We start from the raw sequence: 26,433 nt of genomic DNA, 5'->3' as shown, positions 1-26,433 counted from the left end.
ATGATAAAATCTGAAATCAGGAAAAAATATCTTCACAAGCGTGAAAATCTGTCGCAAGGCGAGGTTACGAATTTATCAGAGAAAATATTTAAAAATTTCACTGAAAAATTTGCGCTTAAAGAAAATCTGAAAGTTCACTGTTTCCTTTCCATTCCCGAAAAAGGCGAAGTCGATACGCAGTTGTTTTTGAATGAATTTTTTAAAAATAAGATACGTGTTTTCGTTCCTAAAATATATAAGAAGAAATTAATTTCGGTAGAAATCACACAAGAAACCCCTTTATTAAAGAATTCGTGGGGAATTTCAGAACCGGAAAGCAATGAAGATTCTAAAGAGAGAAATTTTGATTATGTGCTGACGCCACTGCTGTATTGCGATATCCACGGAAACAGGGTGGGTTATGGAAAAGGATATTACGATGGTTTTTTCGAGACCGTGAGTCCTGAAACATTAAAGATTGGACTGAACTTTTTTGGGCCGGATGAAAATATTGACGACGTTTGGGAAAATGATATTGCTCTCGATTATTTGATAACACCTGCAGAAACACTGTCTTTCTTAGGAACTGCGTCAAAATCAATAAAATAGAACCTGAATTCCTTCTTGAATTTTACAGGAAAAAGTTTCAGAATATATTGTGCATTCTTTTCAAAAGTACCGATTGATCTGTTTTTCTGGTCAAAATATTCTACCTGAAATTTTGCAAAATCTAAGGTATCGGTTCCGATAATTTTTTTGCTAACCTCGATGTTTCCAACTTTGGCCGTTTTTACTTTAAAACTGTCGAGTTGCTTTAAAATAGGTTGAAGTTTTGCAGAATCATCTTCTACAAAGTAACTTTTCATTTGCGAGTAAATCACAGAATCAATCTCTGTATCACGGTTCCCGGATGTATATAGCGTTGAAAGATCGAGTAATTCCTGGATCTTCTGTTTTGTAATAAAGGAAATGGCCTGTGCACTGTCCATTTTAGTAACGGGATAAGAAACGGTGTTATTGTTTTTTCTAACCTTCTCAAGATCAGACAATTCGGTGGTTTCTTTAGTGCACGAAAGAATGATAAAAAACAGGGCCACGAGCACTGTTGAGACTTTAATTATTTTTTTCATCGGTGTCGATTTTAAATTTAATCATTACAATTTTGCCTGACTTATCGGTTTGGGTATCAATTACTTCCAGTTTTTCCAAAGACGTTGATGGCAGGGTAACCAGATTGATATAGCGCTGCTTATCCATTGTTTCCACGCCGTAAAACTGGTTATCGAAGACCTGATAGATTAAAGCCTGATCGCTGATCAGATAATTGAGACTAATCCTTTTCTTCTTTAAATCTTTCAGGGATTTTGAATAGTAGAAAAGCATAATTGCGTAATCGTTAGGCTTCAGTTCAATGTTTTCTGCTTCCGGCGCTGTCTCCAGATTTCTTTGAATGGTGTCGGTCCGGTAATAAGGCGACGAGACAACCATTGTAAGTGTTTTGGATTTTGTAGTGTAAACGAACGGTTCGTTAGGTTTTGCTACATATAGAATCGGAGTTTCGTTGTCTTTCAGGATTTGAACTTGAAGTTCGGCATTTATTTTTGAGTTTCTGTCCGCATCAATAAAACTGTAGTAATATTTTTTACTGAAAATTTCATCTTTAAAACCTAAAAGCCCAACAAGTACCGCCAGAATTGCAGAAATTCCCAGCCAGATATACTTTTTTACAAGAGATAAAGTTGTTTTACTGTCGCTCTCATCATAGGTCGATAAATTTGTGCTTTTTGATTTAACTGTTTGATTATCAGTTAATGATTTTTGTAAAATAGAATTTTCGTTAGGGATATATTCCTCTTTTTGAGGGGAAATTTGAATTTTTTCTGACTTCTCGGAGTTGTGCTCTATTATTTCTGCATTTTCAACCGATTTTTCCAGTTCTTTGATTTCCTCTTCTTGTAAATCTTCATAGTCTTTAAGAATTTCATCTGCGAAAAGATGGTTTTTTTTAAAGTCGTACCAAGACACGTATCCTGCATAAACAGAAAGGATATTGAGCATATCAATACGCGGAAGTTTCGTGACTGGAGAGTTTTTAAAGTAAGTGTAAAAAGACTTTTCGCTGATGTTTCCCTTCGCTTTTTTTCTCAGGTCTTCCTGGAAATAAATGATATCAATTCCCTTCCATTTTGAAATATCATCAAACGAAGGGGTGTGATCTGCCAAATATTGAGATTGAACCTCGGATTTCAGCTGTTCAAAGTGTAATAAATCTAAATCGCTCAATTGCTATAAATTACGTAATGAATTGATTATCAATATTGTTTTTTTGTAAAACTTTTTTACAAATATATTACAATTAATTTTCTAACACAAATTTATTTACCGCTATACCTTTGTCCTGTTCGAAATGATAAATGAGAACACAAAAAAGAATTTTAAACAAAACAATTAAATTTAATTTATTATGAAAAAGTCATTATTCGTAGCTGGTATCGCTGCTTTAGCTCTTGTAGCTTGTAAAAAAACTGAAACTGTAGAAACTGCTAACGCAACTGATTCTGCTGCTGCTGTAACTGTTGATTCTGCTGCTGCTGTAGTTGATTCTGCTGCTGCTGTTGTTGATTCTGCTGCTGCTGTTACTGCTGAAGCTGGTGCTGCTACTGTAGAAGCTGCTGGTGATGCTGCTAAAGCTGCTGGTGAAGCTGCTACTGATGCTGCTAACGAAGTTAAGTAATTAACTCACCAAGCTTAAAAAAATAACCGTTTCTCCCAGAGAAGCGGTTTTTTTTTGCTCTTAAGTTAACTTTTGCCGGAGTATTTCGTAACAGCTTATCGCTACGGCATTGCTTAAGTTCAGTGAGTCGATACTTCCTGACATCGGAATAAGCGAGTTTTTCCCTTTACCCACCCAAAAGTCACTAAGACCGGAATGTTCTGTTCCGAATATCAGTGCACTGCGCTGTTTTAAATCTTTTTTATGTAGATGCTCAGCACTTTCATCCATTAAGGTCGTGAAAATATTAAAACTGTTTTGCTCCAGAAATTCATAAAGTTCATCGTTACCTGACTGGAAGAAGTTCATTCCAAACAAGCATCCAACACTGGATCGGATTACATTCGGGTTGTAGAAATCGATTCTTGGATCAGTAATAATTAGCGCATCAATTCCAAAAGCTTCGCAACTTCTCAGTATTGCGCCCAAATTGCCCGGCTTTTCAATACTTTCAACAATAATAAGTGAAGAATTTCCTTTTGGCTTAAAGTCTTGAAGGTTTGGATTCTTTGTTTTGAAAATACCGATTATTCCTTCCGAAGTACCACGGTAAGCAATTTTTTCGTAAACTTTCTCTGATACCAAATGTATCTTCCCTTTCGGAAAATCTTCATTAAATATACTTTCACAGATATAATAATCCTGTACCTCGAATCCAAATTTGGCAGCTCTTTCATTTTCCTGCCGTCCTTCTACCACAAAACTACCGGACTTCTTCCGAAATCTGTTGTCTGTAATAAGGCGGGTAAGGTTCTTTATTTTCTCGTTCTGAAAACTTTCAATTAACATGGTGCAAATTTATATAATTTCTAGTCGTTGAAATCAATTTGATTTTCAGCATTTTCTACCAGCACAGAAGACAGCTTTTTTCTGTTTTTTGCCCCAAGCTGCTTTAATTTTTCAGTTTGCGCAACAAGATTGTCGTTCCCAGTGGCTAACTGCTTATAAGCATCGTTATAAGAGTTTCTTGCCTGATCGATATTTTTTCCGACCTTCTCCAGATTCTCTACAAAACTCACGAATTTATCATAGAGTTTACCGCCGCGCTCAGCAATTTCCAGAGCGTTTGAATTTTGATCTGCGCGTTTCCATACGTCAGAAATTAGCTTCAGATAGGCGATAAGATTCGTCGGACTTAATAAAATGATGTGTTTGTGATAAGCGTAGTTCCAAAGCTGAGAATCAAAATGAACCGCTGCAAGAAATGCGGGTTCTACTGGAATAAACATGATTGTAAAATCCAGCGAATCTTTCAAATCATCATATTTCTTCTGCGAAAGCGTGTCAATATGCTTTTTTAATGCAGCAACATGAAGCATTAAATTTTGTTTTCTTTCTGCCTCGTTTTGCGCAGAAACCATTCTTTCGTAAGCATTAAGCGACACTTTTGAATCAATTATTACAAGTTGATTTCCTGGAAGCTTCAGCACGAAATCTGGTCTCTGGTTTTCTCCGTGCTCGTTTTTAATAGTGTACTGGGAAAAATATTCTCTGTCTTTGGTAAGTCCTGAATCTTCCAGAATCCGCTCCAGAATCATTTCTCCCCAATCACCCTGAGTTTTGGTCTGTCCTTTCAACGCTGCAGCAAGATTATTTGCTTCCTGACTCACTTTACTTGTTTGCTCCATCATCAATTTGATGGTGCTGTTAAGGGAAAATCTTTCGCGCGCCTCATTCTCATACACTTCATTTACGCGCTTTTTGAAAGTCTCCAGGTTTTCACCCAATGGTTTGAGTAACTGATCCAGATTTTCTTTATTGGATTCTGTGAATTTTCTGGATTTCTCTTCGAGAATTTCATTGGCGAGATTTTTAAACTCCGTTTTTGCGGTTTCCTGAATCTGTTCAATTTCTGCCCTTTGAGTTTTAAGAGATTGCTGCAGACTGCTATTAATAGCAGAAAGTTCAGCATTGCGTGCGAAAATTTTCTGGTTTTCAGTGGTTAAGAATTCAATTTGAGCGTTCTGTTTTCCGGCGATTTCTCGCTGTTCCCTGAATTGATTCTGAAGTGAAAAATAATCTGCGGAAACGGTTGCCATTTCATTTTTGAGATTGTTTAGAATTTCTGTCTGCTGGAGATTGGTTATCTTTTCGGATTTGTATAAATCATTTAATTCGCTGATTTTCAGTTGTGAGTTTTGTAATTCCGCTTTTGTGCGAATGTAATTGTTGTTCATTTCATCGAAAACAGTCCGCGAAATATTTACAGATTTTAATATGAAATATAGAACAACGGCGCCTAATACTGCACCGAAAATAAATCCAACAGATAGGGAGGTGATTTCCATATTTCAAAAATAGGAAGAAAAAAGGTGATTTGATCTGTTGTGGGAAAGTTTTAAGGCGTCTCTTTCGAGATCTGTTTATGATATTTCAAATGCATAGGAATAGCTGCCGATCCGTACCAAGGCAGGATTTCGACTGTAAAGACCCCGGATTTTATCGTAGGGTCATTCTGCAGAATGGATTTGGCTTCTTCCTCGGTTTTCACGTCGAGCAAAAAGATTCCTCTGTATCCCAGATCATTTTTAGTGGCAAAAGGTCCGGCCATTTTAAGGATTCCCATTTTTTCCATTTCGGTCATATTAGAGAAGTGACCTTTGAAGAGTTTTTCTCTTTCTTTTTTATCAGTTATTATGGCATCTTTAGGTCCCGTTTTTAAAATAACCAGGATGTAATTTTTCATCCCGCGCTGATCCGCACCTAAAGAATCTGCGAGTTTCTGGCTGAATTCAGGTTCGGAAGCGGTGTTTTTCGGAACTGTGTTTTGTACATTACAGGAAATTACAAAAACAGAGAGGATAAGAAGACAAAATAGTTTTTTCATGGGTCTGGTTTTTAAATTTTTAGACTTGCAAAAATTATTTACCTGAGAGAAATCTAATCTTTAATCCTTAGAAATTCTTTTGCCAATTCAATCATTTTAGGATCGCCAGTATATTTTCCGTGTTCATCTGAAAGTTTCACGGTAGGAATCCATTCTCCGTTAACCGACTGCGCTGCGATGAGTTTCATGACAATATTCATTGGTTTTACACCGACATCATTGGTAAGGTTGGTTCCAATTCCGAAGGAAATTCCGATTTTTCCTTTACAGGCGGCTGTAATTTCAGCAACTTTTTCAAGGTTTAAACCGTCGGAGAAAATGATATATTTGAATAGGGGATTAATTCCGTTTTTTTCGTAATGCGCAATGGTTTTTTCGGTAAATTCAATGGGATCTCCGCTGTCGTGACGTACACCATCAAAAAGCTTTGCAAATTTTTTGTCGAACTGTTCGAAGAAAACCTCGGTAGTATAAGTGTCCGAAAGTGCCACTCCCAAATCCCCGCGGTAGACATCAACCCAATGCTCGAGAGAAAGCGAATTCGCCATCTTGAATCCATATTCTGCAGCATGGAACATAAACCATTCGTGAGCGTGCGTTCCGATAGGTTTCACTCCGTATTTCATCGCAAAATGTACGTTTGATGAACCGGTAAATTTTGATGATTTATTTTGTGTCAATGCGTTTACCACTAAATCGTGTACCTGATAAGAATGTCTGCGACGTGTACCAAATTCTGCGAAATTAACTCCCAGGTCATCAAGTTCTTTGGCTTTGTTCAGCGTATTTTGAACTACAGTATGGTCGGGATCCCTCTCCATGCCGTTCATCACATAATGCAGTTCAGAAATCAGAGCCAGAAGCGGAACTTCCCATAAAATCGTACGGTACCATTCGCCCACAACTGTAACTTCCAGATTATTTCCGGCCTGAACGATGTGAACTTCCGAAGGGTCATAATGGTAACCCGCCAGAAAATCGAGGTAAGGTAAATCGAGGTAAGGGCAAGTGATGCGCAGAAACTCTTTCTCTTCTTTTGTAAGTTTCATTTCTGCCATCGCATTCACGGCTTTGCGAAGTTCAACATCAAAACCTGCGGGGAAATGGTGTTTTCCGCGGTTAATGAAACTGTACTGCACCTTTTCGTTGGGGAAAAGTTTCACCACAGCATTCTGCATTGTGATCTTATAAAAATCGTTGTCGAGGATTGATCTTAACCGGACTCCGCTCATTTTTAGAAATTTCTTTAAACAAATGTAAAGATTCAAAACAAAAAATCGCCTTTAAGAAGACGATTTTTAGAGAAGATAAGCGGTTTGCTATTTTCCTAGGTACGAGTTATACATCCAAACTTCTTTTTCCTGCTCGGTAATGTAGTCGCTCATTTGGGAGTTGGTACCTTCGTCGCCGGCCTCTCCTGTAATGTCTAGAAGTTCCCGCTGCAGGTCAATCACAATCTTAAACGATGCCAGAATATTTTCCACACATTTCGTCCCGTCAGAAACTTCCTTGCTTTCTTTGATGGTCGATAGGGTCAGATAATCAGAATAGTTGTGGTGCGGTGTAGCGCCCAGTGTTAGTACTCTTTCTGCAATCTCATCGATCTTCAGAACAAGATTATTATAGAGTTCTTCAAATTTCGGATGAAGGGTGAAAAAATCATTTCCCTTGATGTTCCAGTGTGCACCTCGTGTATTTTGATAAAATACCGAATAGTTGGCCAGAAGCTGGTTTAGTTTTTCAGAAATTTTGTTGCAGTTGGTCTCGCTTAAACCGATAATGTTAGCGTTTATCATAATTTTTTACTTTATACAAAAGTAAGAAACTATAAACTCAATAAAAAATTTCAACGATTGAGATTGACTATCTCACAAATCTTAGTGTTTAATGAATTTGAACGATTTTAAACCTTCGGGAGTTTTCACAGAAATGATGTAGGTAGCACCCGGTAAATGCGCAACATTAATCCTTAAACCTTTGGAGGTGAGGATTAGTTTTCCGCTGAGATCAAAGATGAAAATGTTTTCAACCCTGGATCTGGTCGACTTTACGTTGATGAAATCTTTTACAGGGTTCGGATATACAGTTAAGCCGCCGCTTACTTCCTCTGTACTTAGATTTTTCACGAGCGTTACCGGTTCGCGGAAAAATGAAATTTCCATAAGTTCGGCAGGCAATTTTTCAAAAACGTAGGCTTCACAGGTATATTCATCAAAATCCTCATCTTCCACGTTGCTTATATAAAAACTTTCTGCAGTAGTTTTGGTTTTCTCATCCAGATTTTTAAACCATGCGAACTGATAACCATCGCCGGTAAGTGATTGAGGTAATGTTGCTGAGTTTCCCAAGTCCGCGTAAAGCGTTTTTGCTTCATCATATCTTTGAGGCGAATAGGTGAAATGTGCAAGGTTTTTTTCCTGCACCATGAAGTTTTTGATTTCCTGTTTCGTAAACCTGTTATTTTCAAGAAACGTGAGCTGAGGGATATTTGCGGGAATTTCTCCGGAAAGCTGGTTTCCGGTCAGGGAAAGCATTTGAAGTTGATTCAGCTGGAGCAATGCTGAAGGAAAGCTGCCAGAAATAAGGTTTTTATCAAGGTAAATCTGCTCGAGTTTACTTAATGGCACCAGACTTTCAAAACCACCGGAAATTTTATTGTCTGCAATATTGAGGTGTACTAATTTTTTTAATTGCCCTAATTCGGTGGGGAAAGTCGTAATCTGATTGCTCTGCAGCGAAAGCCACTCAAGATTCTTCAGGTTCGATAAAACTGATGAATAGTTGTTGGAAAAAAGATTATGGCTCACGTTCAGGGAAATTAAAGCGCTTAAAGAAGAAAGTTCGGAGGGGATCTTTGTAAGCTGATTTCCGGCGAGATTCAATTCCGTAAGTTTTATCATATTTGATAAGTTGCTGAAATTTTGGGAAATACTGTTGTTGCTCAAATTAAGCGATTCCAGATTGGTGAGTGAAGAAATTTTCTGGGGAACTGAATTGAGGCCGATTTTTGACAGGTCTAAAACTTTCAGCCCGGTAAAATTCTGCAGAAAAGTATCAATATCACCAAAGGTAAACTCATTATTCCCCACAGAAAGTTCCTGAAGATTCGAGAGCGGCAGAATAGCTGCTGTGGGATCTCCTGTTAAACGGTTGTTGCTGATGTCGAGTCTTAACAAACTGCTGAGGGAAGATACCGAAGGTGCGATTTCGCCAGTAATTTGGTTGGAACTTAAATCGAGTTTCTGAAGTTTTGAAAAGGTTGAAAGGGAAGTGGGAAAATTGCCCTTCAGCGCATTGCCGCGAAGGTTGATTTCGATGACATTTCCGTTTTTAATTTTTACGCCGTACCAGGTTTTGGGGTCTTTTTCCAGGTCCCAAGTCTGGCTCCAGTGTTCCCCATCATTGGTGTTATATATATTGACAAGCGCACTTCTCTCTGCAAAAGAAATGCTCCACTTCTGGGCGAAACATAGCTGCGACAAGAATAGAAAAAAGAGTAGTTTTTTCACCAGATTGTGTGTTTTTTGGAGTACAAATATATATTAAAACTTATAATACACCGGTTACGATAATAAAAATTTGCATATTTGTGCAGAAGAACATTTATGCTGCTATGAGGAAATATGTGTATTTGGCTGTTGCAGTAACTGTCATTTATTTTTTTCAGTCTTTTTTTCTGCCTACTGGCGGAATCGGCGCCGACAGCCTTTCTTATTTTGGGATTGCGTCGGATTTACCAGGAATAGAAACCAATCTTTTTCCGTTGGGTTTTCCGGTTTTAATTAAGATTTTCTATACTTTTTTTCAGGACTATTTTTGGGCTGGCAAAATGCTGAATATTTTTATGGTTATTTTGCTCCTGCTCTTTTCGTATTTCAGAAAGTTTTATTTCCGAGAAACCGTATTGCTTTTTACAGGTAAAACGCTCTTCTTTGCTATGAATCTTGTTGTATCAGAAGGACCTTTCATCTTTTTATTATACTTTCTGATTTATTTTTTTCATGAAAGAATCAGTGAGAAAATTGCTTCTAAACAGTTCGTTTTTTTTACCTCTGCCCTATTATTACTTCTTTTTGCCGTTCGTTATTCAGGTATCTACATATATATGGGTATTGGAGTTTTCTGGTTATGGATGATTCTGAAGAAAAAATATTCTGAGGTCCAAAAGGATTTTTTGCAGGTTTTAATAGTTGCTGGGCTGGGAATTGGGTTATATTTAAGTTTTAACCACTTTAATTTTGGAAGTTTCACAGGCGAACATCTTCGTGGAACTCCGGCACAAATCCATCCGATATACTTATTACGGAATTTTTTGGCGATGACGAATGTGACTGATCCTTTTATTGGGATTAAACCGGCTTCCAACAGTTTTATAAGTGTTGGTTTTCAGGTGGGTCTGATGATTTTTGATTTGCTGCTTCTGAAATATATCATCAGGTTAGTCCGGCAGAAAAAAGCATTGCTCCAGTTGGAGTTTCACTATCTGTTATGGATTATAGCTGCAGTATATACAGTTACGCTTTTTATTTCGGGCCTTTTCCAGCAGATCGAAGAAATGAATGTAAGGATGCTTGCAGCGGCTAACTTTTGTTTGTTCTTTTCTTTTCTGGTTATTTATTTTAAGAATTTAAGATCCGACAGATTTATTTTCGGATTAGGTTGTTTCTTTCTGCTGTTTTTAACGGTGTACAGTTTAAAAAATCCATCAAACTATCTGAGAAACAAAAGTATTATTGAGCCGCAGATGCTGAAATTTAAAGATAAAATTTATCTTTTTGATGACGAAAAAACCGTAAAGAATGTAACTGTTTATCATATTCCTGTAATCAATAAGACTTTTAATTACCAACATACCAGCGGTCAGAAAGGAGAGTGGAAGCAGTCGATCGGTGGAACCGTAAATCCACAGATTAAGTGGCTGAAATATGATACCATTAAAGATAAAAGTAAAGTTTTATATACTTCTCAGCTGATGTTGAAGTAAGACTTAATGTATGATTAAAATGAAGAATTTCCTTGTATCAGCCGCAGTTTTTTTTGGCCTCTGCATCATTTATTTTGTGATAATGACCTCCAAAACGGAGTGGAATTTCACCTATCTGCTTGATGATGCTTATATTCATCTGGCTTTGGCAAAAAATTTCGCTTTGCATGGAGTATGGGGAATGACGCCTCATGAATTTTCATCCTCGTCTTCATCACCGGTTTTTACATTTTTAATTTCAGTTTTAATGTGGATTTTTGGTAATTCTGCCCTGATTCCATTGGTTATTAATCTCCTCTGCGCTGTTAATATTCTCTGTTTTCTTACAAAATACTTCAGGCGTTTCTCGATTAAGACAAACTTTATTCTGTTATCGGTTCTTTTTACGGTTTTTTCGGCAGCTCTTCATCTTCAGTTGTTTTCAGGCATGGAGCATCTTATGCAAGTTTTGCTTGTGATTCTCAATATTTACTTCTTCACAGATTGGATTTCTGGCAATTTTACAAAAAGAAATTCACTTTACTTTTTTTATGGAACTATTTTGCTGTTGGGATTAGTGCGATTCGAAATGATGTTTTATTTTGTTTCAGTTGCTTTCTTTTTAGCTTTACTAAAGAAGTTTAGAGAATCACTTCTAATTCTGATTTTCGGCCTTGGACCTGTTTTGATATTCTGTTATTTCAATTACCAGCAGACTGGTCACTTGTTTCCGAATTCCGTTGTAGTGAAGGGCGCACGCATCGATTTCTCAGGTAATGTTTTCGAGCAGATTAAGGATATATTGCTTTCTGCACTACAAAACCGAAGTTTTTACAAAAGATGTCTTCTTCCGCTCTTATTGCTTGGCGCTTTGCTTTTTGCCGATTTCAAAGAAAGAAGATCTTTGCAAGAATTTTATCTGAAAAATTTTCTTCTGCTTGCCTGGGCTGCAACTTTATTGCTTCACAGCGTATTTGCTGATTTAAAAAACATTCTGCGGTATGAAGCTTATTTAATGGTTGCATTTGCTATGTTAACCCTGCCCCGACTTACCAGTTATTTCGAAGATTTTAAAATCGCCTCTAAAAAAAATTACATTCTTACATTTTTGGTCTTGGGAAATATCGTCCTGATGTTTTCAAAAATGGTTTTTTCTCATAAGATTTTAATGTATGGATCGAAAAATATTTACGAACAGCAAGTTCAGGCAGGTGAATTTTTGCATACTTATTATAATGATACAAAAGTAGTGGCAAATGATATCGGGGCGATGTCGTACTTTACAGATATTCATTTGTTTGATATTGTGGGACTGGGTTCGCCACAAATTATGGAGTTTAATCAAAGAGCAGATTATTCTGAGCGCGCATTTGGTAAATATGTCGGAGATTACAGCATAGAACAGAATTATCAGCTTGCAATAGTTTATAAGGAATGGCTGCGGGGCTTTGTTCCGGCTGAATGGGAGGAAGTCGCTGTGCTGACGATTGAAAGCAATGCAGTGGTCTCGCAGCCCGATGTTACCATTTATTGTATTAATCCTGCAATTAAAGAGTCTTTAGAAAACAATATCCGAAAATTTAACTGGAATAAAAATGTGAAAGTGAGGATAATTGAATAGCATTGAACTTCACAGCGTTATATTATGATAACCTTGCTTTTAAATATAAATATATTTAGTGGCAACTTATTGCAGATTAAAAAATATTACTTACTTTTGCACCCTAAAATAAAAAGCAATTAAATGCCTACTATTCAACAATTAGTTAGAAAAGGAAGAGTCGCACTTACCAAGAAGAGTAAATCGGCTGCACTTGATTCCTGTCCACAAAGACGAGGTGTATGTACAAGAGTATATACTACCACACCTAAGAAACCTAACTCTGCACTTAGAAAAGTTGCAAGGGTAAGACTTTCTAACGGTAAAGAAGTCAACGCTTATATCCCGGGCGAAGGACATAATCTTCAAGAGCACTCGATAGTATTGGTACGCGGAGGAAGGGTGAAAGACCTACCGGGAGTACGTTATCACATTGTTCGTGGAGCTTTGGATACTGCAGGAGTAAACGGAAGAACTCAAAGAAGATCCAAGTACGGAGCTAAGAGACCAAAACCAGGTCAGGCAGCTGCAGCACCTGCAAAAGGAAAGAAAAAGTAATCATTAATTTTAAAGAAACGAAACAATGAGAAAGACGAAAGCGAAAAAAAGACCGTTGTTACCGGATCCTAAATTTAATGATCAGCTGGTAACGAGATTTGTGAACAATTTAATGCTTGACGGTAAAAAGTCAATCGCATTCAAAATATTCTACGATGCTTTAGATATCGTAGAAAGCAAAAAAGGAGAGAACGAAAAAACTTCTCTTGAAATCTGGAAAGATGCTTTAACCAACGTTATGCCGCACGTAGAAGTACGTTCACGCAGAATCGGTGGTGCTAACTTCCAGATCCCAATGCCAATTCGTGCAGATAGAAAAATCTCTATGGCAATGAAATGGTTAATTAAATATTCTAAAGCAAGAAACGATAAATCAATGGCTCAGAAATTAGCTGCTGAAGTTATCGCTGCTGCTAAAGAAGAAGGTGCTGCTTACAAAAAGAAAACAGACACTCACAGAATGGCTGAAGCAAACAAAGCATTTTCACACTTTAAATTCTAATCTGAAATGGCAAGAGATCTTAAACTTACAAGAAACATCGGTATCGCTGCTCACATTGATGCAGGGAAAACCACCACTACAGAAAGAATTTTATTTTATTCCGGAAAGAATCACAAAATTGGTGAAACTCACGAAGGTGGTGCTACTACCGACTGGATGGAGCAGGAAGCTGAGAGAGGGATTACCATTACATCTGCAGCAGTAACTGTAGACTGGAAATTCCCAACCGAACAAGGCAAACCGCTTCCGGAAGCTAAAGATTATCACTTCAACATTATTGATACACCGGGACACGTTGACTTTACCGTAGAGGTAAACCGTTCACTTCGTGTATTAGACGGACTTGTATTCCTTTTCTCTGCAGTTGATGGTGTTGAGCCTCAGTCTGAAACCAACTGGAGACTTGCGGACAACTATAAAGTTGCTCGTATGGGCTTCGTAAACAAGATGGACCGTCAGGGAGCTGACTTCCTGAACGTTTGTAAGCAGGTAAAAGAAATGCTTGGTTCTAATGCAGTTCCAATCGTATTGCCTATCGGTGACGAAGCTGATTTCAAAGGTGTTGTAGATTTGGTAAAAAACCGTGCGATTGTATGGCACGATGAAAACCATGGTTCTACCTTTGATATTGTAGATATCCCGGTTGAAATGACCGACGAAGTTAGACAGTTCAGAGCACAGTTGATTGAAGAAATCGCTGCTTATGACGAAAATCTTCTTGAGAAATTTATGGAAGACGAAAATTCCATTACTGAAGAGGAAATTCACGCTGCACTTAGAGCTGCAACTTTGGATATGAGCATCATTCCGATGACATGTGGTTCTTCATTCAAAAACAAAGGAGTGCAGTTCATGCTTGATGCAGTTTGTAGATACCTTCCTTCGCCAATGGATAAGGAGGCAATCGACGGAACAGATCCAAGAACAGACGAGCCTATTTCAAGAAAACCTTCAGTAACTGAGCCTTTCGCGGCATTAGCTTTTAAAATTGCAACAGATCCTTTTGTAGGAAGACTGGCATTCTTCAGAGCTTATTCAGGAAGACTTGATGCTGGTTCTTATGTTTTGAACACAAGATCAAACAATAAAGAAAGAATCTCCCGTATCTTCCAGATGCATGCTAACAAGCAGGAGCCAATCGAGTATATCGAGGCTGGAGATATTGGTGCAGCAGTTGGATTTAAATCTATCAAGACGGGTGATACCCTTTGCGATGAAAAACATCCTATTGTTCTTGAATCTATGGTTTTCCCAGATCCGGTAATCGGTATCGCGGTAGAGCCTAAGACTAAAGCTGACCAGGATAAAATGGGTAACGCTTTGGCTAAATTAGCTGAAGAAGATCCAACTTTCCAGGTTAAAACTGACGAAGCTTCAGGACAGACGATCATCTCAGGTATGGGTGAACTTCACCTCGACATTATTGTTGACCGTATGAGAAGAGAGTTCAAGGTTGAAGTTAACCAGGGACAACCTCAGGTTGAGTACAAAGAAAACCTTACAATGTCTGCTAACCACAGAGAAGTTTACAAAAAACAATCTGGTGGACGTGGTAAATTTGCTGATATCGTGTTTGAATTGGCTCCGGCTGATGACAACAAACCAGGTCTTGAATTCATCAATGAAATCAAAGGTGGTAACGTTCCGAAAGAATATATCCCATCTGTAGAAAAAGGTTTCAAAGAGGCAATGAAGAATGGTCCTTTGGCAGGTTTCGAAATCGAAGGTATTAAAGTAACTTTGAAGGACGGATCTTTCCACCCGGTGGATTCAGATGCATTATCTTTCGAACTTGCTGCGAAAATGGGCTTCAAGGAAGCTGGTAAAAAAGCAAAACCAGTGATCATGGAACCTATCATGAAAATTGAAGTGGTAACACCGGAAGAATATATGGGTGATATCGTTGGTGACCTTAACAAGAGACGTGGTACCATTAATGGTATGGACGACAGAAACAACGCGAAAGTGATCAAAGGATTCGTTCCGCTTTCTGAAATGTTTGGTTATGTTACTACATTGAGAACACTTTCTTCAGGTAGAGCAACATCTTCAATGGAATTCGAAAAGTATGAAGCAGCTCCAACTAACGTTGCTGAATCTGTAATCGAAAAAGCAAGAGGTTAATCTTTAAATCTAAATTAAAATGTCACAAAGAATCAGAATAAAATTAAAATCTTACGATTACAATTTAGTAGATAAATCTGCTGAGAAAATCGTGAGAACGGTAAAAGCAACCGGCGCTGTGGTAAACGGCCCGATTCCTTTGCCAACGAACAAGAGAATCTTCACCGTATTGAGATCTCCGCACGTAAACAAGAAGGCAAGAGAACAGTTCCAGCTTTCAGCTCATAAGAGACTGATGGATATCTACTCTTCATCTTCTAAAACTGTAGATGCGCTAATGAAATTAGAGCTTCCTTCAGGAGTTGACGTAGAAATTAAAGTGTGATAATTTGCACTTCGCTATGATAGAAATTCCCTTTTCGCGAGAAAAGGGAATTTTTTTTGTGCCAAAATTTCTTTTTTTAAGTTGCACGATTTGCGCTTCTTGCTCATTATGGTTCCGTTTTCCATTCCGTTTTTTTTTTGTTGACTTCAGAAATATGACATTTGTCACCCCTCTAATGTTATTTAGAATAATTAAAAATAAATATATTTGTGGCATCAAATTTAAACTATGAAGAATGTATTGATGCCAGTGGTAATGCTGGTTGGACTTAATGTTAGTTACGCACAGCAAACCGAATCTCCACGTGATTCGCTAAAGCAAGCCGAAATTACGGAGGTTGAACTTTTCGGTGTGGCAAAGCAACAGCCCGTTAAACTTGAAACAATTACCCGCCTTCCTCTTAAGACACGAGATCAGATCCAAAGTATCTCCGTAGTCTCAAATAAGGTAATAGAGCAACTCGGTGGACTGACCGTTACTGATGTAGCAAAGAATATTCCCGGTGTTACCCAGTTCGGAAGTTACGGTGGTACCAAAGAAAGTATGTCTATTCGTGGATACCGCGGCGTACCCGTGCTAAAAAATGGCGTAAGTATGGATTCTGACTTCAGAACCGGATCAATGCTTACCGATATGCAGGGTGTAGAAACGGTTCAGGTTATTAAAGGTTCGGCGGCAGTTACTCAGGGGATCGGTGACGGTCTGGGAGCAGCCGGTGGAGTTATTAATGTGGTAACTAAAGTTCCGAAATTTTACAATGCAACCAATGTAGGTTTCCGATAGGCAGCTGGGATTTTTACCGCCCGACCGTAGATTTCCAAAGAGTATTGGATTCTGAGGGAAAATTCGCTGTCCGTTTCAACGGTGCTTACCAGAACAGCAACAGTTTCAGAAAATACGTGAATACGGAGCGAATCTACATTAATCCATCCATCGCATACAAACCGGATGATAAAACATCGGTTATTCTGGAGATGGATTATATGCATAACGACGTTACTCCGGATCGCGGAACAGTGAATCTTGCAGATGGCGATTTAAACGCGATCTATGAAATGCCTGACGGTAAATTCTTAGGTTTCCACACGGATAACAATAATTCAAAAACATTCAACTTCTCCTCAACAGTCATTAGAAAACTAACAGATCAGCTGAAGCTGAGAGCTGCTTATATGAACTCTTCTTATCAGCAGGACAATATTGGCGCGTCGCTCGCTACAGTCCGGAACCAGCCATGGGAAATCCGAAGACGTTCATTATCCCGTTCCCAAAGAGACGACCGCAACCAGGTTTTTCAGGCCGACTTTATTGGGGAGGATGTAAAAACCGGTTTTCTGAAGCACACTTTCCAGATTGGTTTTGATTGGAAGGAGTCTAATGTGACCACAACTTCATACGGTGCCTTAGCTGTAGATCAAATTAATGTTTTGCAGAATATCAACAATACATTACCTAATGCCGTTAATTTCGGAACGGGTACTGATGTTAATGCGAAGACTCCTTCAATCGGATTGATGGCGCAAGATCTAATAACCTGGAACAAGTACATTAAAACCCACCTTGGGATCCGTTACAGCAAATTGAACGATAACCCTGAAGGTCATGAAAGCGCAACATGGAATCCGTCTCTGGGATTAATTATTTCTCCACTGGAAAATGTGAATCTTTTCGGATCCTACACCACTACTACCAGTCTCCGAAGCGCCAACAACCGATTACTCGATGGAGGAACAGTAGGCGCCGCCGATGCATTGCAGTTTGAAGCGGGAATTAAATCTGATTGGTTGGACGAAAGATTAAGATTCAATCTGACTATTTTCGACATTAAAAATGATAACCTTTCCTACAGCATCCTTAATGCAGATGGCACCGCGACCGGTTTTTACGGTTTAGCAGGCCAGCTGCGCAGAAAAGGAGTTGAAGTAGAATTAATTGGAAAAATCTTACCGAATCTTCAGGTGATGACGGGTTGGGCATATCTCGATGCGCAATATCACAACAGCCCCGCATACGTTGAAGGTTCTGCACCGATGAACGCGCCTAAACACACCGCAAACGGATGGCTGAATTACAGATTTGATTCAGGATTACTGAACAGATTCGATATTGGCGCAGGTATTTATTATGTTGGTGAAAGACCGGTAGATGAATTCACCCAGACAACAATTGTCACAGGTCATGCCAATTCTGTAACGCCGGGACTGAAGCCTTTCTTAATGAATTCTTATACAACTGTGGACGCGCAGATAGGTTACAGCCAGAATAATATTGGTGTGCGTGTGTTCTTCAATAACATTTTCGATGCGTTGGGCTATAACTCGTACTTCAGAGGAGGTTATTTGGATCAGATTCAGCCCCGCAACTTCTCAGTCCAGTTAAACTATAAATTTTAACAATATCTAAAAGCCTAGTGAGCTTGATAAGCATTAAAATATCCGCTTAAAAAAAATATCAGGCATTGGGCAATGAATGATGTTGCGCAACATAAAGTTCCAGAAAGCGACCCCGAATCATATCATCGAAGATCCAACACTGAGTGACAACGATTAGAAATTCGGGGCTAAAAACAGAATTACGAATTATTTGGTAACCTTTGGAATTGAGGCTGAAGGTTGATTTGCCTGACAAATAATTAATTTTAATCATATCCCTTTTTCAAAAGAAAAGGGATTTTTTTTGTCGAAAAAAGGATCTTAATACACCAATTGCCGGCTTTAAGCACCGAAACAACTCTGCTATAATTGCCTGTATATTAAACATGTAAAATTTGTCCACCCCTTTGTCCACCGCCCTTTTTAGGTATTTTTTCTTAGTAACTTTAGTTTTGTTAGCAATTAAAAAAAACTATTATGAGAAAAATTTTGTTACTAATTGTAATACACCTGAGCTTTGGATATATCTGGGCTCAACATGACCTACCTCCGATTGCTAAGGATATTTCCGCGTACAAATCGCAGGCGGGGAAATCGAATGCGTTTAAAACGGTCTCCTTATTTACACAGGCCGTTGCTAACAAGCAGCAGAAATATCAGACTTCTTTTTCCGAAGGTGTCGTGTTAGAACTCAATAAAGCCAGCTTATCTTCCCTCATTCATACTAAAGATGAAGCCTTGAGTTTGACTCTTCCATTTAACAAAGGAAACATTAATGTAGAACTTTTGAAGGTTGTTCAAAATGATATCCTGGTAGAAACGAATGTTTCCGCTACTCAAAAATATTCAACGGGGATTTATTACCGTGGTATTATAGATGGTGATCATCATTCTACTGTAACGCTCAGTATTTTTGACGATAATGTAGCAGGCATTATTTCTTCGCCAAGTCTGGGTAATATCGTTTTAGCCAAAGCTAAAAACTCTGATGAATATGTTTTTTATTCATCCGCTTCATTGAAGGATAACTTTGGTTTTGTTTGCGGCACACCCGAGGACCAGGAAATTATGCCTGTGTATCCAACACAAAATATTAGTGCCGACAAAGCTTTGCATACTAATAAACGGGTTAGAATTTATTATGAAGTCGCCAATGATATTTATAGAGCCAAAGGAAGTTCCGTGGAACAAACCGTGAACTGGATTAATGCTATTCACAATAATGTAAGTACGCTATATTATAACGAAGGATTGCGGGTAGATTTGCACAAGGTCTACGTATGGACAACTGTAGATCCGTATGCAAACGAAACTAGTTCAGCTAACTTATTGCCGAAATTCCGACAAAACCGAGCAAGCTTTGACGGAGATCTGGCACACTTCGTCAACTTGAAATCTCAGTTTGGAGGCCGTGCTTATTATAGTTCTTGTACTAGCAGTAACAAACACGCGTTTTCAGGCCTATTCGATTCTTATAGTAATGTTCCGACTTATTCCTGGACTGTGGAAGTGATCACTCACGAGATTGGTCATAATCTGGGTTCGCCTCATACACAAAGTTGCTTTTGGAATGGTAATAATACCGCAATTGACGGGTGTGTGCCATCGGAAGCCAATCCGTGGAACACTTCTATTACGTGTCCTAATGGTCCTATGCCTGCGGCTAATGGCGGAACCATTATGAGTTACTGTCACACACAGCCTTCCGTGGGCATTAATCTGTCATTGGGATTTGGCACGCAGCCGGGAAATGTAATCAGAAACAATGTAGCTGCTGGAACTTGCTTCACCAGTTCAAGGATTTATTATGTGAAACCAGGAGCTACCGGAGACGGAACTTCCTGGACCAATGCCGGTAATCTAACCGATGTATTAAAATATTTGCACAATAACCAGTCGGTAAGCAATTTTAATGCTACTATACCTGTTCAGGTTTGGGTGCAAAAAGGAACTCACGTCCCTACCCATCAATATGGCGGCGGAGCGACCAGAGACAGAGCTTTTGTACTCGTGAAGGATGTACAGTTATATGGTGGTTTCAATGGTGATGAAACAAGACTGGAACAAAGAAAAACCGGTCAAAATGAAACGATTTTAGATGGCGGAAAAGTAAGCGCGCATGTAGTAGTAAGCGCAGGAGATGTTGGAGCAGCTTTGCTTGACGGATTTACAATAATGAATGGTAATGCTGTAAACGATAACAGTTTTAGCATCAACGGTCAAACAATCGATCACCGGTATGGCGGCGGAATACTGATGAACAATTCATCTCCAGCTATTACCAACAGTATTTTCAAAAATAACTATTCTGTAAACCGGGGAGGTGCGGTGTACATGCTTAATGACTCAAAACCTGTTTTTCAGAATGTAGTCTTCACCCTGAATGAAGCCGGTAGTAATGGCGATGGTGGAGCAATATATACGGATACGAATAATAACAGAGGCTTTCTTACATTGATCAACTGTACAATTGCTAATAATAAAGCCAGCGATGGTGGTGCGATCCGTTTTAATCATAATATTACGGTGAAGTTCTCGAATAATATTTTTTACAATAATACGAGCACCAATAATAGCGGAACATTAAACAGTGAGTTTTCTTTCAATTTTTCTGAAAGTGATTTCTCTACCAGAAACAGCGGCAACATTAAGTCTAATATTTTCCAATACTATACAAAAGGAGCCGATACTTACAATCAAAATCCGCAACTGGAGAATACCTATAGATTGTCAAGTTCAAGCCCGGCGATAAACAAAGGTAAAAATGAACTTTACATAAATGTGTCTGCCAATATTGTAAAATCCCCAAAGGATGTTGAAGCTAAAACGAGAATCGTAAATAGCACTATCGATTTGGGCGCATCGGAAAGACAATGCACAATATCCGCGCCGGTTACGGCGAACCAGACGATCGTGCTCTGTGGTGTAAATAAAGTAAGTGATTTAATATCTAAAATAAACTCACCCACGATATTGGTGTATGCAAGCACTACAGCTTATGATCCTTTGGCCTCCACCGCAACTCTTACCAATGGTCAGACTTATTACATTACTAAAGTCGATACCGGTGGTTGTACCAGTAGTTTAGTTCCTGTAAAAGTCAGTATTGTTGCTGTTCCTGCCGCACCAGCGGTTACACAGCCTGCAGTAATCTGCGCGGGTCAGGTCACTCTGGGTCAGCTAAGTGTCGCGGGTACCAATCATAAATGGTATAGTGCCGCAACAGGTGGAAATGTTTTACCTGCAACCACAGTTATTGAACGTAACAAGACCTATTACGTTACTCAAAACCCTAACGGTTGCGAATCGGCAAGAGCTGCTTTTTCCGCGACTCAATTCTATGATCTACCTGCCGCACCTTTAGTAACACAACCAGCTGCAACTTGTGCTGGTCAGTTCACATTGGGTCAGCTTAGCGTTACAGGTGGCAATCTTAAATGGTACAACAGTGCGACGGGTGGAAATATATTACCCGCAACTACAGTTATCGAACCTAATGAAACTTACTACGTCACTCAAAATCCAAATGGCTGCGAATCGGCAAGAACTTCGTTTACCGCGACCAGCATTTATGAGATACCCGCTGCACCAACCGTAACACAGCCAGCCGCCGCTTGCGAAGGCGCTTTAAGCTTAAGTAATGTTGTTGTTTCGGGTACGGGAGAGGTAAGATGGTACGACGCAGCTGTTGCCGGTAATCAACTGGAATCCTCTACCATTGTGAAAGAAGGTGTTACCTATTACGTAAGCAGAAGAACCAATAACTGCGAGTCTGTAAGAACATCTTTTGTGGCACTGAACATAAAGGCTTATCCTGATGCACCTACGGGAAATACCAACCAAACATTGCCTTATGGCAGTAAAGTATCAGATATTGAGATCTCAAACCCTAGTAACGTAACTTGGTATGCAACCCAAAGTGATGCTAATGCTAATATAAATCCGCTGGCAAATAATCATATTTTGGTGACAGGAAAATACTATCCGGTTTCATCCAACGGTAACTGCAGAACGATGGGAGCAGAGTTTAATATTACCATAGAGGCGGTTTTAGGCACATCCCAGGATGTTAATAAAGCAGCGGCGATCTATCCAAGCCCTTTCAGAGATGTGCTTTATGTAAAGAATGATGCAATGATTACCAATATTAAAATTTATTCGGCCACGGGCAGTTTAATTTTTAATAAAAACCTAAATGCTAAAGAATCCAGCATCAATACACAGCAGTTTCCGACAGGTGTGTATACGGTAAAACTCACTTCCGAAAACCGGGAAGTCATTAAGAAAGTGATTAAAAAGTAATTACTGAAAAATCCACATTTTTAAGATAACGACAAGTCCGCTTCAAACTGAAGCGGACTTGTTATTTTTTGCAGAGATGATTATTGATAAAGCTCGTCGAACATACCGGAATATTTTTTCCGCAAACGTTGTTTGGATTTTTTTACCGCTTCCAAGGTAACACCTAGAATTCTTGCAATTTCGGTATTTTTAAGGTCCAGCTTGGTAAGAAAGATCATCCGAAGGTTGGCTTCGGTAAGATCATCAAAATTATCAGTGATGTTTTTATAAAATTCCGGATACTCCTGCATGAAATTGGTTTTGAAAAGATCCCAGTTTTCCGCTGTCATCAGGTGAGATTGCAGGAGGCTTTGCAACACGGTTGTTTTCTCTTCCATGTAAGACTTGGAAAAATTATTGATGTTAGAAACTGTACTTTCTAGTTCTTCAATTTGTTTGTTTTTTTCTCTGAGATAAGTTTTGAAGGTATCAATGGTTTTTCGGGAAGTATTGAGTCTGTTTTCGGAGTTTGCTTTTTCAAGCATTAATGCGAGTATTTTTTTATCATATTCAGACTTGTCGATTTTATATTTGTCTTTGATACGATGCCTGAAAAAAAACACAGTAAGCAGCAGACAGCCCGAAAGTATAATGGCTAAAGTCTTTTGAATAGATGCTTTTTCGGCTTTTGATTTTTCCGCATCAATTTTTAACTCAAAAATCTCTTGCCGGCTTTTCCAGTTGATTTGATTGATATTTTCCTGCCCATCCATTTTTTTGAGGTCTTCGGAGGTGCGATCCATTTCTCTTCGTAAAAAAAGTTCCTCTTGAGCATCTTCTTTAATTTTCGCCAGCTGAAATCTCAGATCAAGTATTTCGAGCTTTTCGCTTTTGTAATAGGGGCTGGAGTCAGCTATTTTTAACGCTTCATCTGCATACTTTTGGCAATCATTGTATCGTTTTATTTTCAGATATAGTCTGGCTAATAAAGCCTTGGCAAACATCATATTTTTCTCATCCTGTATCTTTTCGGTGATATTAATATCCTTCAATAAGAAATTCTCGGCTTCGTCATATTTTTTCAGATCAATAGAGATCAGGGCACGGTTGCCCAAAATTTTTGCATAACGTAGTTTATCGTTGGTTTTTAAAGCAATTTCTTCAGCAATATTATAATGGTATCCTGCACTGTCATACTTTTTCTGATGCCAGTAATTTATAGCGATATTATCGTGCAGAGCAGATTTGATTGAGGTCGGGTTTGCAGATATTTTTTCTGCCCGCAGAAGATAAACGTTGGATTTTTGAAACTCATTAATATTATTGAGAAAATAGCCAACTTTTTTATAAGATACAGCAGGTGAAATTTTAAACTCGTAATCATTCATCTCTACGCGTTTTATATTTTTCAGAAAATACGGATAAGCGTCTTTTATCTCTCTGTAGGTATAGAGATAAAAAGCATACGAGATCTCCGACCAGGTTTGCAGATGCTGTAATTTTTTCTTTTCCGCCAGATTGATGGCTTTGAGAAATTGTGTTGTACTTTTTGTGTTTATACCTTTAGAAAGATCTGCAGTTTTTTGAGCCTCAAGATTATATACGATAATTTGTTGGATCGATTTATCTTTTAATCCGTGTTTTTTCGCCTCTTGATTTATAAACGAGACAATATCCGGTATTTTGTCGTAAGAGGTTTCTATGCCCCCAAGTATGGAATTTATCTTTTCTATCTCATTTTTTGTCTGAGCATGAGAGTGAAGGCTGAAGAATACAAAACCTAAAAAAAGCATCTTTAAGTTTCTTACTGGTAAAGCTAAATTCAAATGGATAAAAATTTAATTAGACAGGTGAAATTTCGAACGTAAAAATACATTAAAAAATAATTATTGATGGTTTTAGATTATTAATGCTCTTTTTTACGAACTTCTGATATTACTATTTTAGTAAATACAGTGCAGCAAACGTCCCATAAAAACAATAACGGTTACGGCACATTTATGGTAATGGGAATGCAGGTAAAAGTGTTAGACAGTTTGATGAACTTAGCGAAATCTTTTAGGAGATGCACCGCAGGAAGAAATCCTATTCAGATTAATAACGCTTTAATTTATCCGATTAAGAAAAATAAATAAGAAATGGAGACAAGTGAAAATAAAAGTTTTTTCGATCGCTTTTCCGATTGGTCAACTGCGGCCGCAGGCAGTCCGTCTGCTTTTTTAATTGCATTGGCTTTAATAATTATTTGGGCAGGAACAGGTCCGATTTTTAAATTTTCCGAAACATGGCAGCTGGTGATTAATACCGGGACAACAATTGTTACGTTTCTCATGGTTTTCCTCATTCAGAAAGCACAGAATAAAGACTCTAAAGCCATACAGATTAAACTGAATGAACTTATCGCCGCCCACGAAAAAGCGAGCAACAGAATTGTGGATATTGAAGACCTTACAGAAAAGGAACTCGATAAACTCCACCGCTATTATCAGAAACTTTCCGATTTGGCGGAAGAGGATACGGATATTCACCAATCGCATTCGATTGATGCCGCCGAAGATAACCACGAGCATAAAATGCGTAATAAGATCATTCAGCAGCAGATTGAAGAGGAAGATAAATAAGCTTTTCTTGACATTGGAAAAAGAAGATTAGCACGAAAAATCAGCGAAATCCTTTTGCTTTAGTAATCAACGACTTCAGAACTTCAGTTACGGCTGAAGTTTTTTGCATTTTTCGTAAAATATTTTTAACTCGCTGTTTGTCAATTCAAAAAAACTTCATACATTTGCACACTCAATTTAGGGAAGAAGTATGCCTATTTCAGAAATAGAAATCACCTAAACCTCGATTGGCAAACGTGAACTTAATATAATATATAAATAATGTCAGGTATTATTGGTAAAAAAATCGGGATGACTTCCTTGTTTGACGAAAACGGCAAAAACATGCCGTGTACAGTTATTCAGGCTGGTCCTTGCTCGGTTTTACAGGTCAGAACCGTAGAAAAAGATGGGTACAAAGCTGCTCAGCTAGGTTTCGATGACAAGAGTGAAAAGAACGTTGGTAAAGCGTTAGCCGGCCACTTCAAAAAGGCTGGTTCTGCTCCAAAAGCTAAATTGGTAGAATTCTACAACGAATTTGTAGACACTTTAAGCGTAGGAGATGAAGTGAAAGTTAACCTTTTCGCGCAAGGCGAATTTGTTGACGTAACAGGAACTTCAAAAGGTAAAGGTTTCCAGGGGGTTGTTAAAAGACACAACTTTGGTGGTGTAATGCAGGCAACTCACGGACAGCACAACAGACTTAGAGCCCCAGGTTCTATTGGTGCAGGTTCCGACCCGTCAAGAGTATTCAAAGGAATGCGTATGGCTGGTAGAATGGGTGGTAAGCAAGTTACCGTACAAAACCTTCAGGTGTTAAGAGTAGATGAAGAGCAAAATCTTTTAGTAGTAAAAGGTGCTGTTCCGGGAGCAAAAAATTCTTATGTAATTATCAGAAAATGGAACTAGTAGTATTTAATACATCAGGAAAAGAAACCGGAAGAACTGTTCAGTTAGACGAAGCGATCTTCGGAATTGAGCCTAACCAGCACGCGGTTTACTTAGAAGTGAAACAATACCTTGCTGCACAAAGACAAGGAACACATAAATCAAAAGAAAGAAGCGAAATTACAGCTTCTACCAAGAAACTTAAAAAGCAAAAAGGTTCTGGTTCTGCAAGATACGGTGATATCAAGTCGCCAACTTTCAGAGGTGGAGGTAGAGTTTTTGGTCCAAAACCAAGAGACTACAGATTCAAACTGAACAAAGCTTTGAAGAGATTGGCAAAAAAATCTGTGCTTTCTCAGAAAATGAGAGACAATTCTATTAAAGTTCTTGAAGCATTCAACTTTGATGCTCCTAAAACTAAAGAATTTATCACACTGAACAACGCATTAGGATTTGAAGGTAAAAAATCACTGTATATTTTACCGGAAGCTAACAAAAATGTATATCTGTCATCAAGAAACTTACCTAAAACTACAGTATTGACTTATAACGAGATCAGTTCTTACGATTTGGTACACGCTGGCGAGATTGTATTTTTAGAAGGTGCTATCGAAAAATTTCAGGAAAACTTAAGAAAATAA

21 protein-coding genes and 1 pseudogene are annotated in these 26,433 nt (G+C 38.4%); 13 read left to right on the top strand and 9 right to left on the bottom strand.

Going from position 1 to position 26,433, the window contains the following annotated elements; all coding sequences use genetic code 11:
- A complete protein-coding gene (locus KTV93_RS05155; protein WP_218250238.1) occupies positions 1 to 588 on the top strand; it encodes a 5-formyltetrahydrofolate cyclo-ligase in 588 nt (195 codons plus the stop codon).
- Here the strand turns inward: KTV93_RS05155 and KTV93_RS05150 are convergent.
- Together KTV93_RS05150 and KTV93_RS05145 are read right to left on the bottom strand one after the other, a co-directional pair.
- Positions 525 to 1,109, bottom strand: a complete 585-nt coding sequence (locus KTV93_RS05150; RefSeq protein WP_218250237.1) for a hypothetical protein — start codon at positions 1,107 to 1,109, stop codon at positions 525 to 527. The two genes, KTV93_RS05155 and KTV93_RS05150, sit on opposite strands and share 64 nt — an antisense overlap.
- A complete protein-coding gene (locus tag KTV93_RS05145; RefSeq protein ID WP_218250236.1) occupies positions 1,093 to 2,262 on the bottom strand; it encodes a hypothetical protein in 1,170 nt (389 codons plus the stop codon). Before KTV93_RS05145 ends, KTV93_RS05150 begins: the two co-directional genes overlap by 17 nt.
- A 181-nt stretch (positions 2,263 to 2,443) precedes the next feature.
- On the opposite strand from KTV93_RS05145, the gene KTV93_RS05140 reads away from it, so the two are divergent.
- Entirely contained in the window at positions 2,444 to 2,713 is a 270-nt protein-coding gene (locus tag KTV93_RS05140) for a hypothetical protein (RefSeq protein ID WP_218250235.1), read from the top strand.
- Between the two features lie 60 nt (positions 2,714 to 2,773).
- On the opposite strand, the gene KTV93_RS05135 is transcribed toward KTV93_RS05140, so the two are convergent.
- The 6 genes from KTV93_RS05135 to KTV93_RS05110 form a co-directional block, all read right to left on the bottom strand.
- The gene (locus KTV93_RS05135; RefSeq protein ID WP_218250234.1) at positions 2,774 to 3,541 is read right to left on the bottom strand and encodes a TrmH family RNA methyltransferase; all 768 of its coding nucleotides are present in this window, start codon (positions 3,539 to 3,541) and stop codon (positions 2,774 to 2,776) included.
- A 20-nt stretch (positions 3,542 to 3,561) separates the two neighbouring features.
- Positions 3,562 to 5,040 carry a DNA recombination protein RmuC gene (locus KTV93_RS05130; RefSeq protein WP_218250233.1) on the bottom strand — a complete coding sequence of 493 codons (1,479 nt, stop codon included), beginning with the start codon at positions 5,038 to 5,040 and terminating at the stop codon, positions 3,562 to 3,564.
- Between the two features lie 50 nt (positions 5,041 to 5,090).
- Positions 5,091 to 5,579, bottom strand: coding sequence for a YciI family protein (locus tag KTV93_RS05125; RefSeq protein ID WP_218250232.1), 489 nt, complete (start codon positions 5,577 to 5,579; stop codon positions 5,091 to 5,093).
- A 53-nt stretch (positions 5,580 to 5,632) separates the two neighbouring features.
- On the bottom strand, positions 5,633 to 6,811 hold the full coding sequence (gene pncB / locus KTV93_RS05120) for a nicotinate phosphoribosyltransferase (protein ID WP_218250231.1): 1,179 nt from the start codon (positions 6,809 to 6,811) through the stop codon (positions 5,633 to 5,635).
- Between the two features lie 87 nt (positions 6,812 to 6,898).
- Positions 6,899 to 7,375, bottom strand: a complete 477-nt coding sequence (locus KTV93_RS05115) for a Dps family protein (RefSeq protein WP_218250230.1) — start codon at positions 7,373 to 7,375, stop codon at positions 6,899 to 6,901.
- An 81-nt stretch (positions 7,376 to 7,456) separates the two neighbouring features.
- Positions 7,457 to 9,088, bottom strand: a complete 1,632-nt coding sequence (locus tag KTV93_RS05110; protein ID WP_218250229.1) for a leucine-rich repeat domain-containing protein — start codon at positions 9,086 to 9,088, stop codon at positions 7,457 to 7,459.
- 80 nt (positions 9,089 to 9,168) lie between these two features.
- On the opposite strand from KTV93_RS05110, the gene KTV93_RS05105 reads away from it, so the two are divergent.
- The 8 genes and pseudogenes from KTV93_RS05105 to KTV93_RS05070 all read left to right on the top strand — a co-directional run bounded on the left by KTV93_RS05105 (position 9,169) and on the right by KTV93_RS05070 (position 22,325).
- Entirely contained in the window at positions 9,169 to 10,563 is a 1,395-nt protein-coding gene (locus KTV93_RS05105; protein WP_218250228.1) for a hypothetical protein, read from the top strand.
- Positions 10,564 to 10,645: 82 nt separating this feature from the next.
- The gene (locus tag KTV93_RS05100) at positions 10,646 to 12,163 is read left to right on the top strand and encodes a hypothetical protein (RefSeq protein ID WP_218250227.1); all 1,518 of its coding nucleotides are present in this window, start codon (positions 10,646 to 10,648) and stop codon (positions 12,161 to 12,163) included.
- A gap of 123 nt (positions 12,164 to 12,286) precedes the next feature.
- On the top strand, positions 12,287 to 12,700 hold the full coding sequence (gene rpsL / locus KTV93_RS05095) for a 30S ribosomal protein S12 (RefSeq protein ID WP_031503575.1): 414 nt from the start codon (positions 12,287 to 12,289) through the stop codon (positions 12,698 to 12,700).
- 25 nt (positions 12,701 to 12,725) lie between these two features.
- Positions 12,726 to 13,202, top strand: coding sequence for a 30S ribosomal protein S7 (gene rpsG, locus KTV93_RS05090; protein WP_122027051.1), 477 nt, complete (start codon positions 12,726 to 12,728; stop codon positions 13,200 to 13,202).
- Positions 13,203 to 13,208: 6 nt separating this feature from the next.
- The gene (gene fusA / locus KTV93_RS05085) at positions 13,209 to 15,326 is read left to right on the top strand and encodes an elongation factor G (RefSeq protein ID WP_218250226.1); all 2,118 of its coding nucleotides are present in this window, start codon (positions 13,209 to 13,211) and stop codon (positions 15,324 to 15,326) included.
- 19 nt (positions 15,327 to 15,345) lie between these two features.
- A complete protein-coding gene (gene rpsJ / locus KTV93_RS05080) occupies positions 15,346 to 15,651 on the top strand; it encodes a 30S ribosomal protein S10 (RefSeq protein WP_031503579.1) in 306 nt (101 codons plus the stop codon).
- A 255-nt stretch (positions 15,652 to 15,906) separates the two neighbouring features.
- Positions 15,907 to 18,044 (top strand): annotated as a pseudogene (locus KTV93_RS05075) (TonB-dependent siderophore receptor).
- A gap of 456 nt (positions 18,045 to 18,500) precedes the next feature.
- Entirely contained in the window at positions 18,501 to 22,325 is a 3,825-nt protein-coding gene (locus tag KTV93_RS05070; protein ID WP_218250225.1) for an Ig-like domain-containing protein, read from the top strand.
- 80 nt (positions 22,326 to 22,405) lie between these two features.
- Here KTV93_RS05070 and KTV93_RS05065 read toward each other — a convergent pair whose 3' ends face one another.
- Positions 22,406 to 24,097 carry a tetratricopeptide repeat protein gene (locus tag KTV93_RS05065; RefSeq protein WP_218250224.1) on the bottom strand — a complete coding sequence of 564 codons (1,692 nt, stop codon included), beginning with the start codon at positions 24,095 to 24,097 and terminating at the stop codon, positions 22,406 to 22,408.
- A 345-nt stretch (positions 24,098 to 24,442) separates the two neighbouring features.
- Between KTV93_RS05065 and KTV93_RS05060 the strand changes: the two genes are divergently transcribed.
- From KTV93_RS05060 to rplD, 3 genes are all read left to right on the top strand, one after another.
- Positions 24,443 to 24,925 (top strand): low affinity iron permease family protein, encoded by a 483-nt coding sequence (locus KTV93_RS05060; RefSeq protein ID WP_218250223.1) that lies wholly within the window; start codon positions 24,443 to 24,445, stop codon positions 24,923 to 24,925.
- A gap of 261 nt (positions 24,926 to 25,186) precedes the next feature.
- Positions 25,187 to 25,813, top strand: a complete 627-nt coding sequence (gene rplC / locus KTV93_RS05055; protein ID WP_218250222.1) for a 50S ribosomal protein L3 — start codon at positions 25,187 to 25,189, stop codon at positions 25,811 to 25,813.
- A complete protein-coding gene (rplD, locus tag KTV93_RS05050; RefSeq protein ID WP_218250221.1) occupies positions 25,804 to 26,433 on the top strand; it encodes a 50S ribosomal protein L4 in 630 nt (209 codons plus the stop codon). The genes rplC and rplD overlap by 10 nt, the downstream gene beginning before the upstream one ends.

Origin of the sequence: Kaistella faecalis, from assembly GCF_019195395.1 — a bacterium.
GTDB classification, from domain to species: domain Bacteria; phylum Bacteroidota; class Bacteroidia; order Flavobacteriales; family Weeksellaceae; genus Kaistella; species Kaistella faecalis.
The sequence above is the reverse complement of the archived record's forward strand: the minus strand, read 5'-3'. Positions and strand labels throughout refer to the sequence as shown.

Bases quoted from the DNA above. Each gene is read 5' to 3' on its own strand.
- KTV93_RS05155 (WP_218250238.1), top strand. From the start codon at position 1: ATGATAAAATCTGAAATCAGGAAAAAATATCTTCACAAGCGTGAAAAT.
- KTV93_RS05150 (WP_218250237.1), bottom strand. From the start codon at position 1,109: ATGAAAAAAATAATTAAAGTCTCAACAGTGCTCGTGGCCCTGTTTTTT.
- KTV93_RS05140 (WP_218250235.1), top strand. From the start codon at position 2,444: ATGAAAAAGTCATTATTCGTAGCTGGTATCGCTGCTTTAGCTCTTGTA.
- KTV93_RS05135 (WP_218250234.1), bottom strand. From the start codon at position 3,541: ATGTTAATTGAAAGTTTTCAGAACGAGAAAATAAAGAACCTTACCCGC.
- KTV93_RS05130 (WP_218250233.1), bottom strand. From the start codon at position 5,040: ATGGAAATCACCTCCCTATCTGTTGGATTTATTTTCGGTGCAGTATTA.
- KTV93_RS05125 (WP_218250232.1), bottom strand. From the start codon at position 5,579: ATGAAAAAACTATTTTGTCTTCTTATCCTCTCTGTTTTTGTAATTTCC.
- pncB (WP_218250231.1), bottom strand. From the start codon at position 6,811: ATGAGCGGAGTCCGGTTAAGATCAATCCTCGACAACGATTTTTATAAG.
- KTV93_RS05115 (WP_218250230.1), bottom strand. From the start codon at position 7,375: ATGATAAACGCTAACATTATCGGTTTAAGCGAGACCAACTGCAACAAA.
- KTV93_RS05100 (WP_218250227.1), top strand. From the start codon at position 10,646: ATGACCTCCAAAACGGAGTGGAATTTCACCTATCTGCTTGATGATGCT.
- rpsL (WP_031503575.1), top strand. From the start codon at position 12,287: ATGCCTACTATTCAACAATTAGTTAGAAAAGGAAGAGTCGCACTTACC.
- rpsG (WP_122027051.1), top strand. From the start codon at position 12,726: ATGAGAAAGACGAAAGCGAAAAAAAGACCGTTGTTACCGGATCCTAAA.
- fusA (WP_218250226.1), top strand. From the start codon at position 13,209: ATGGCAAGAGATCTTAAACTTACAAGAAACATCGGTATCGCTGCTCAC.
- rpsJ (WP_031503579.1), top strand. From the start codon at position 15,346: ATGTCACAAAGAATCAGAATAAAATTAAAATCTTACGATTACAATTTA.
- KTV93_RS05070 (WP_218250225.1), top strand. From the start codon at position 18,501: ATGAGAAAAATTTTGTTACTAATTGTAATACACCTGAGCTTTGGATAT.
- KTV93_RS05065 (WP_218250224.1), bottom strand. From the start codon at position 24,097: ATGCTTTTTTTAGGTTTTGTATTCTTCAGCCTTCACTCTCATGCTCAG.
- KTV93_RS05060 (WP_218250223.1), top strand. From the start codon at position 24,443: ATGGAGACAAGTGAAAATAAAAGTTTTTTCGATCGCTTTTCCGATTGG.
- rplC (WP_218250222.1), top strand. From the start codon at position 25,187: ATGTCAGGTATTATTGGTAAAAAAATCGGGATGACTTCCTTGTTTGAC.
- rplD (WP_218250221.1), top strand. From the start codon at position 25,804: ATGGAACTAGTAGTATTTAATACATCAGGAAAAGAAACCGGAAGAACT.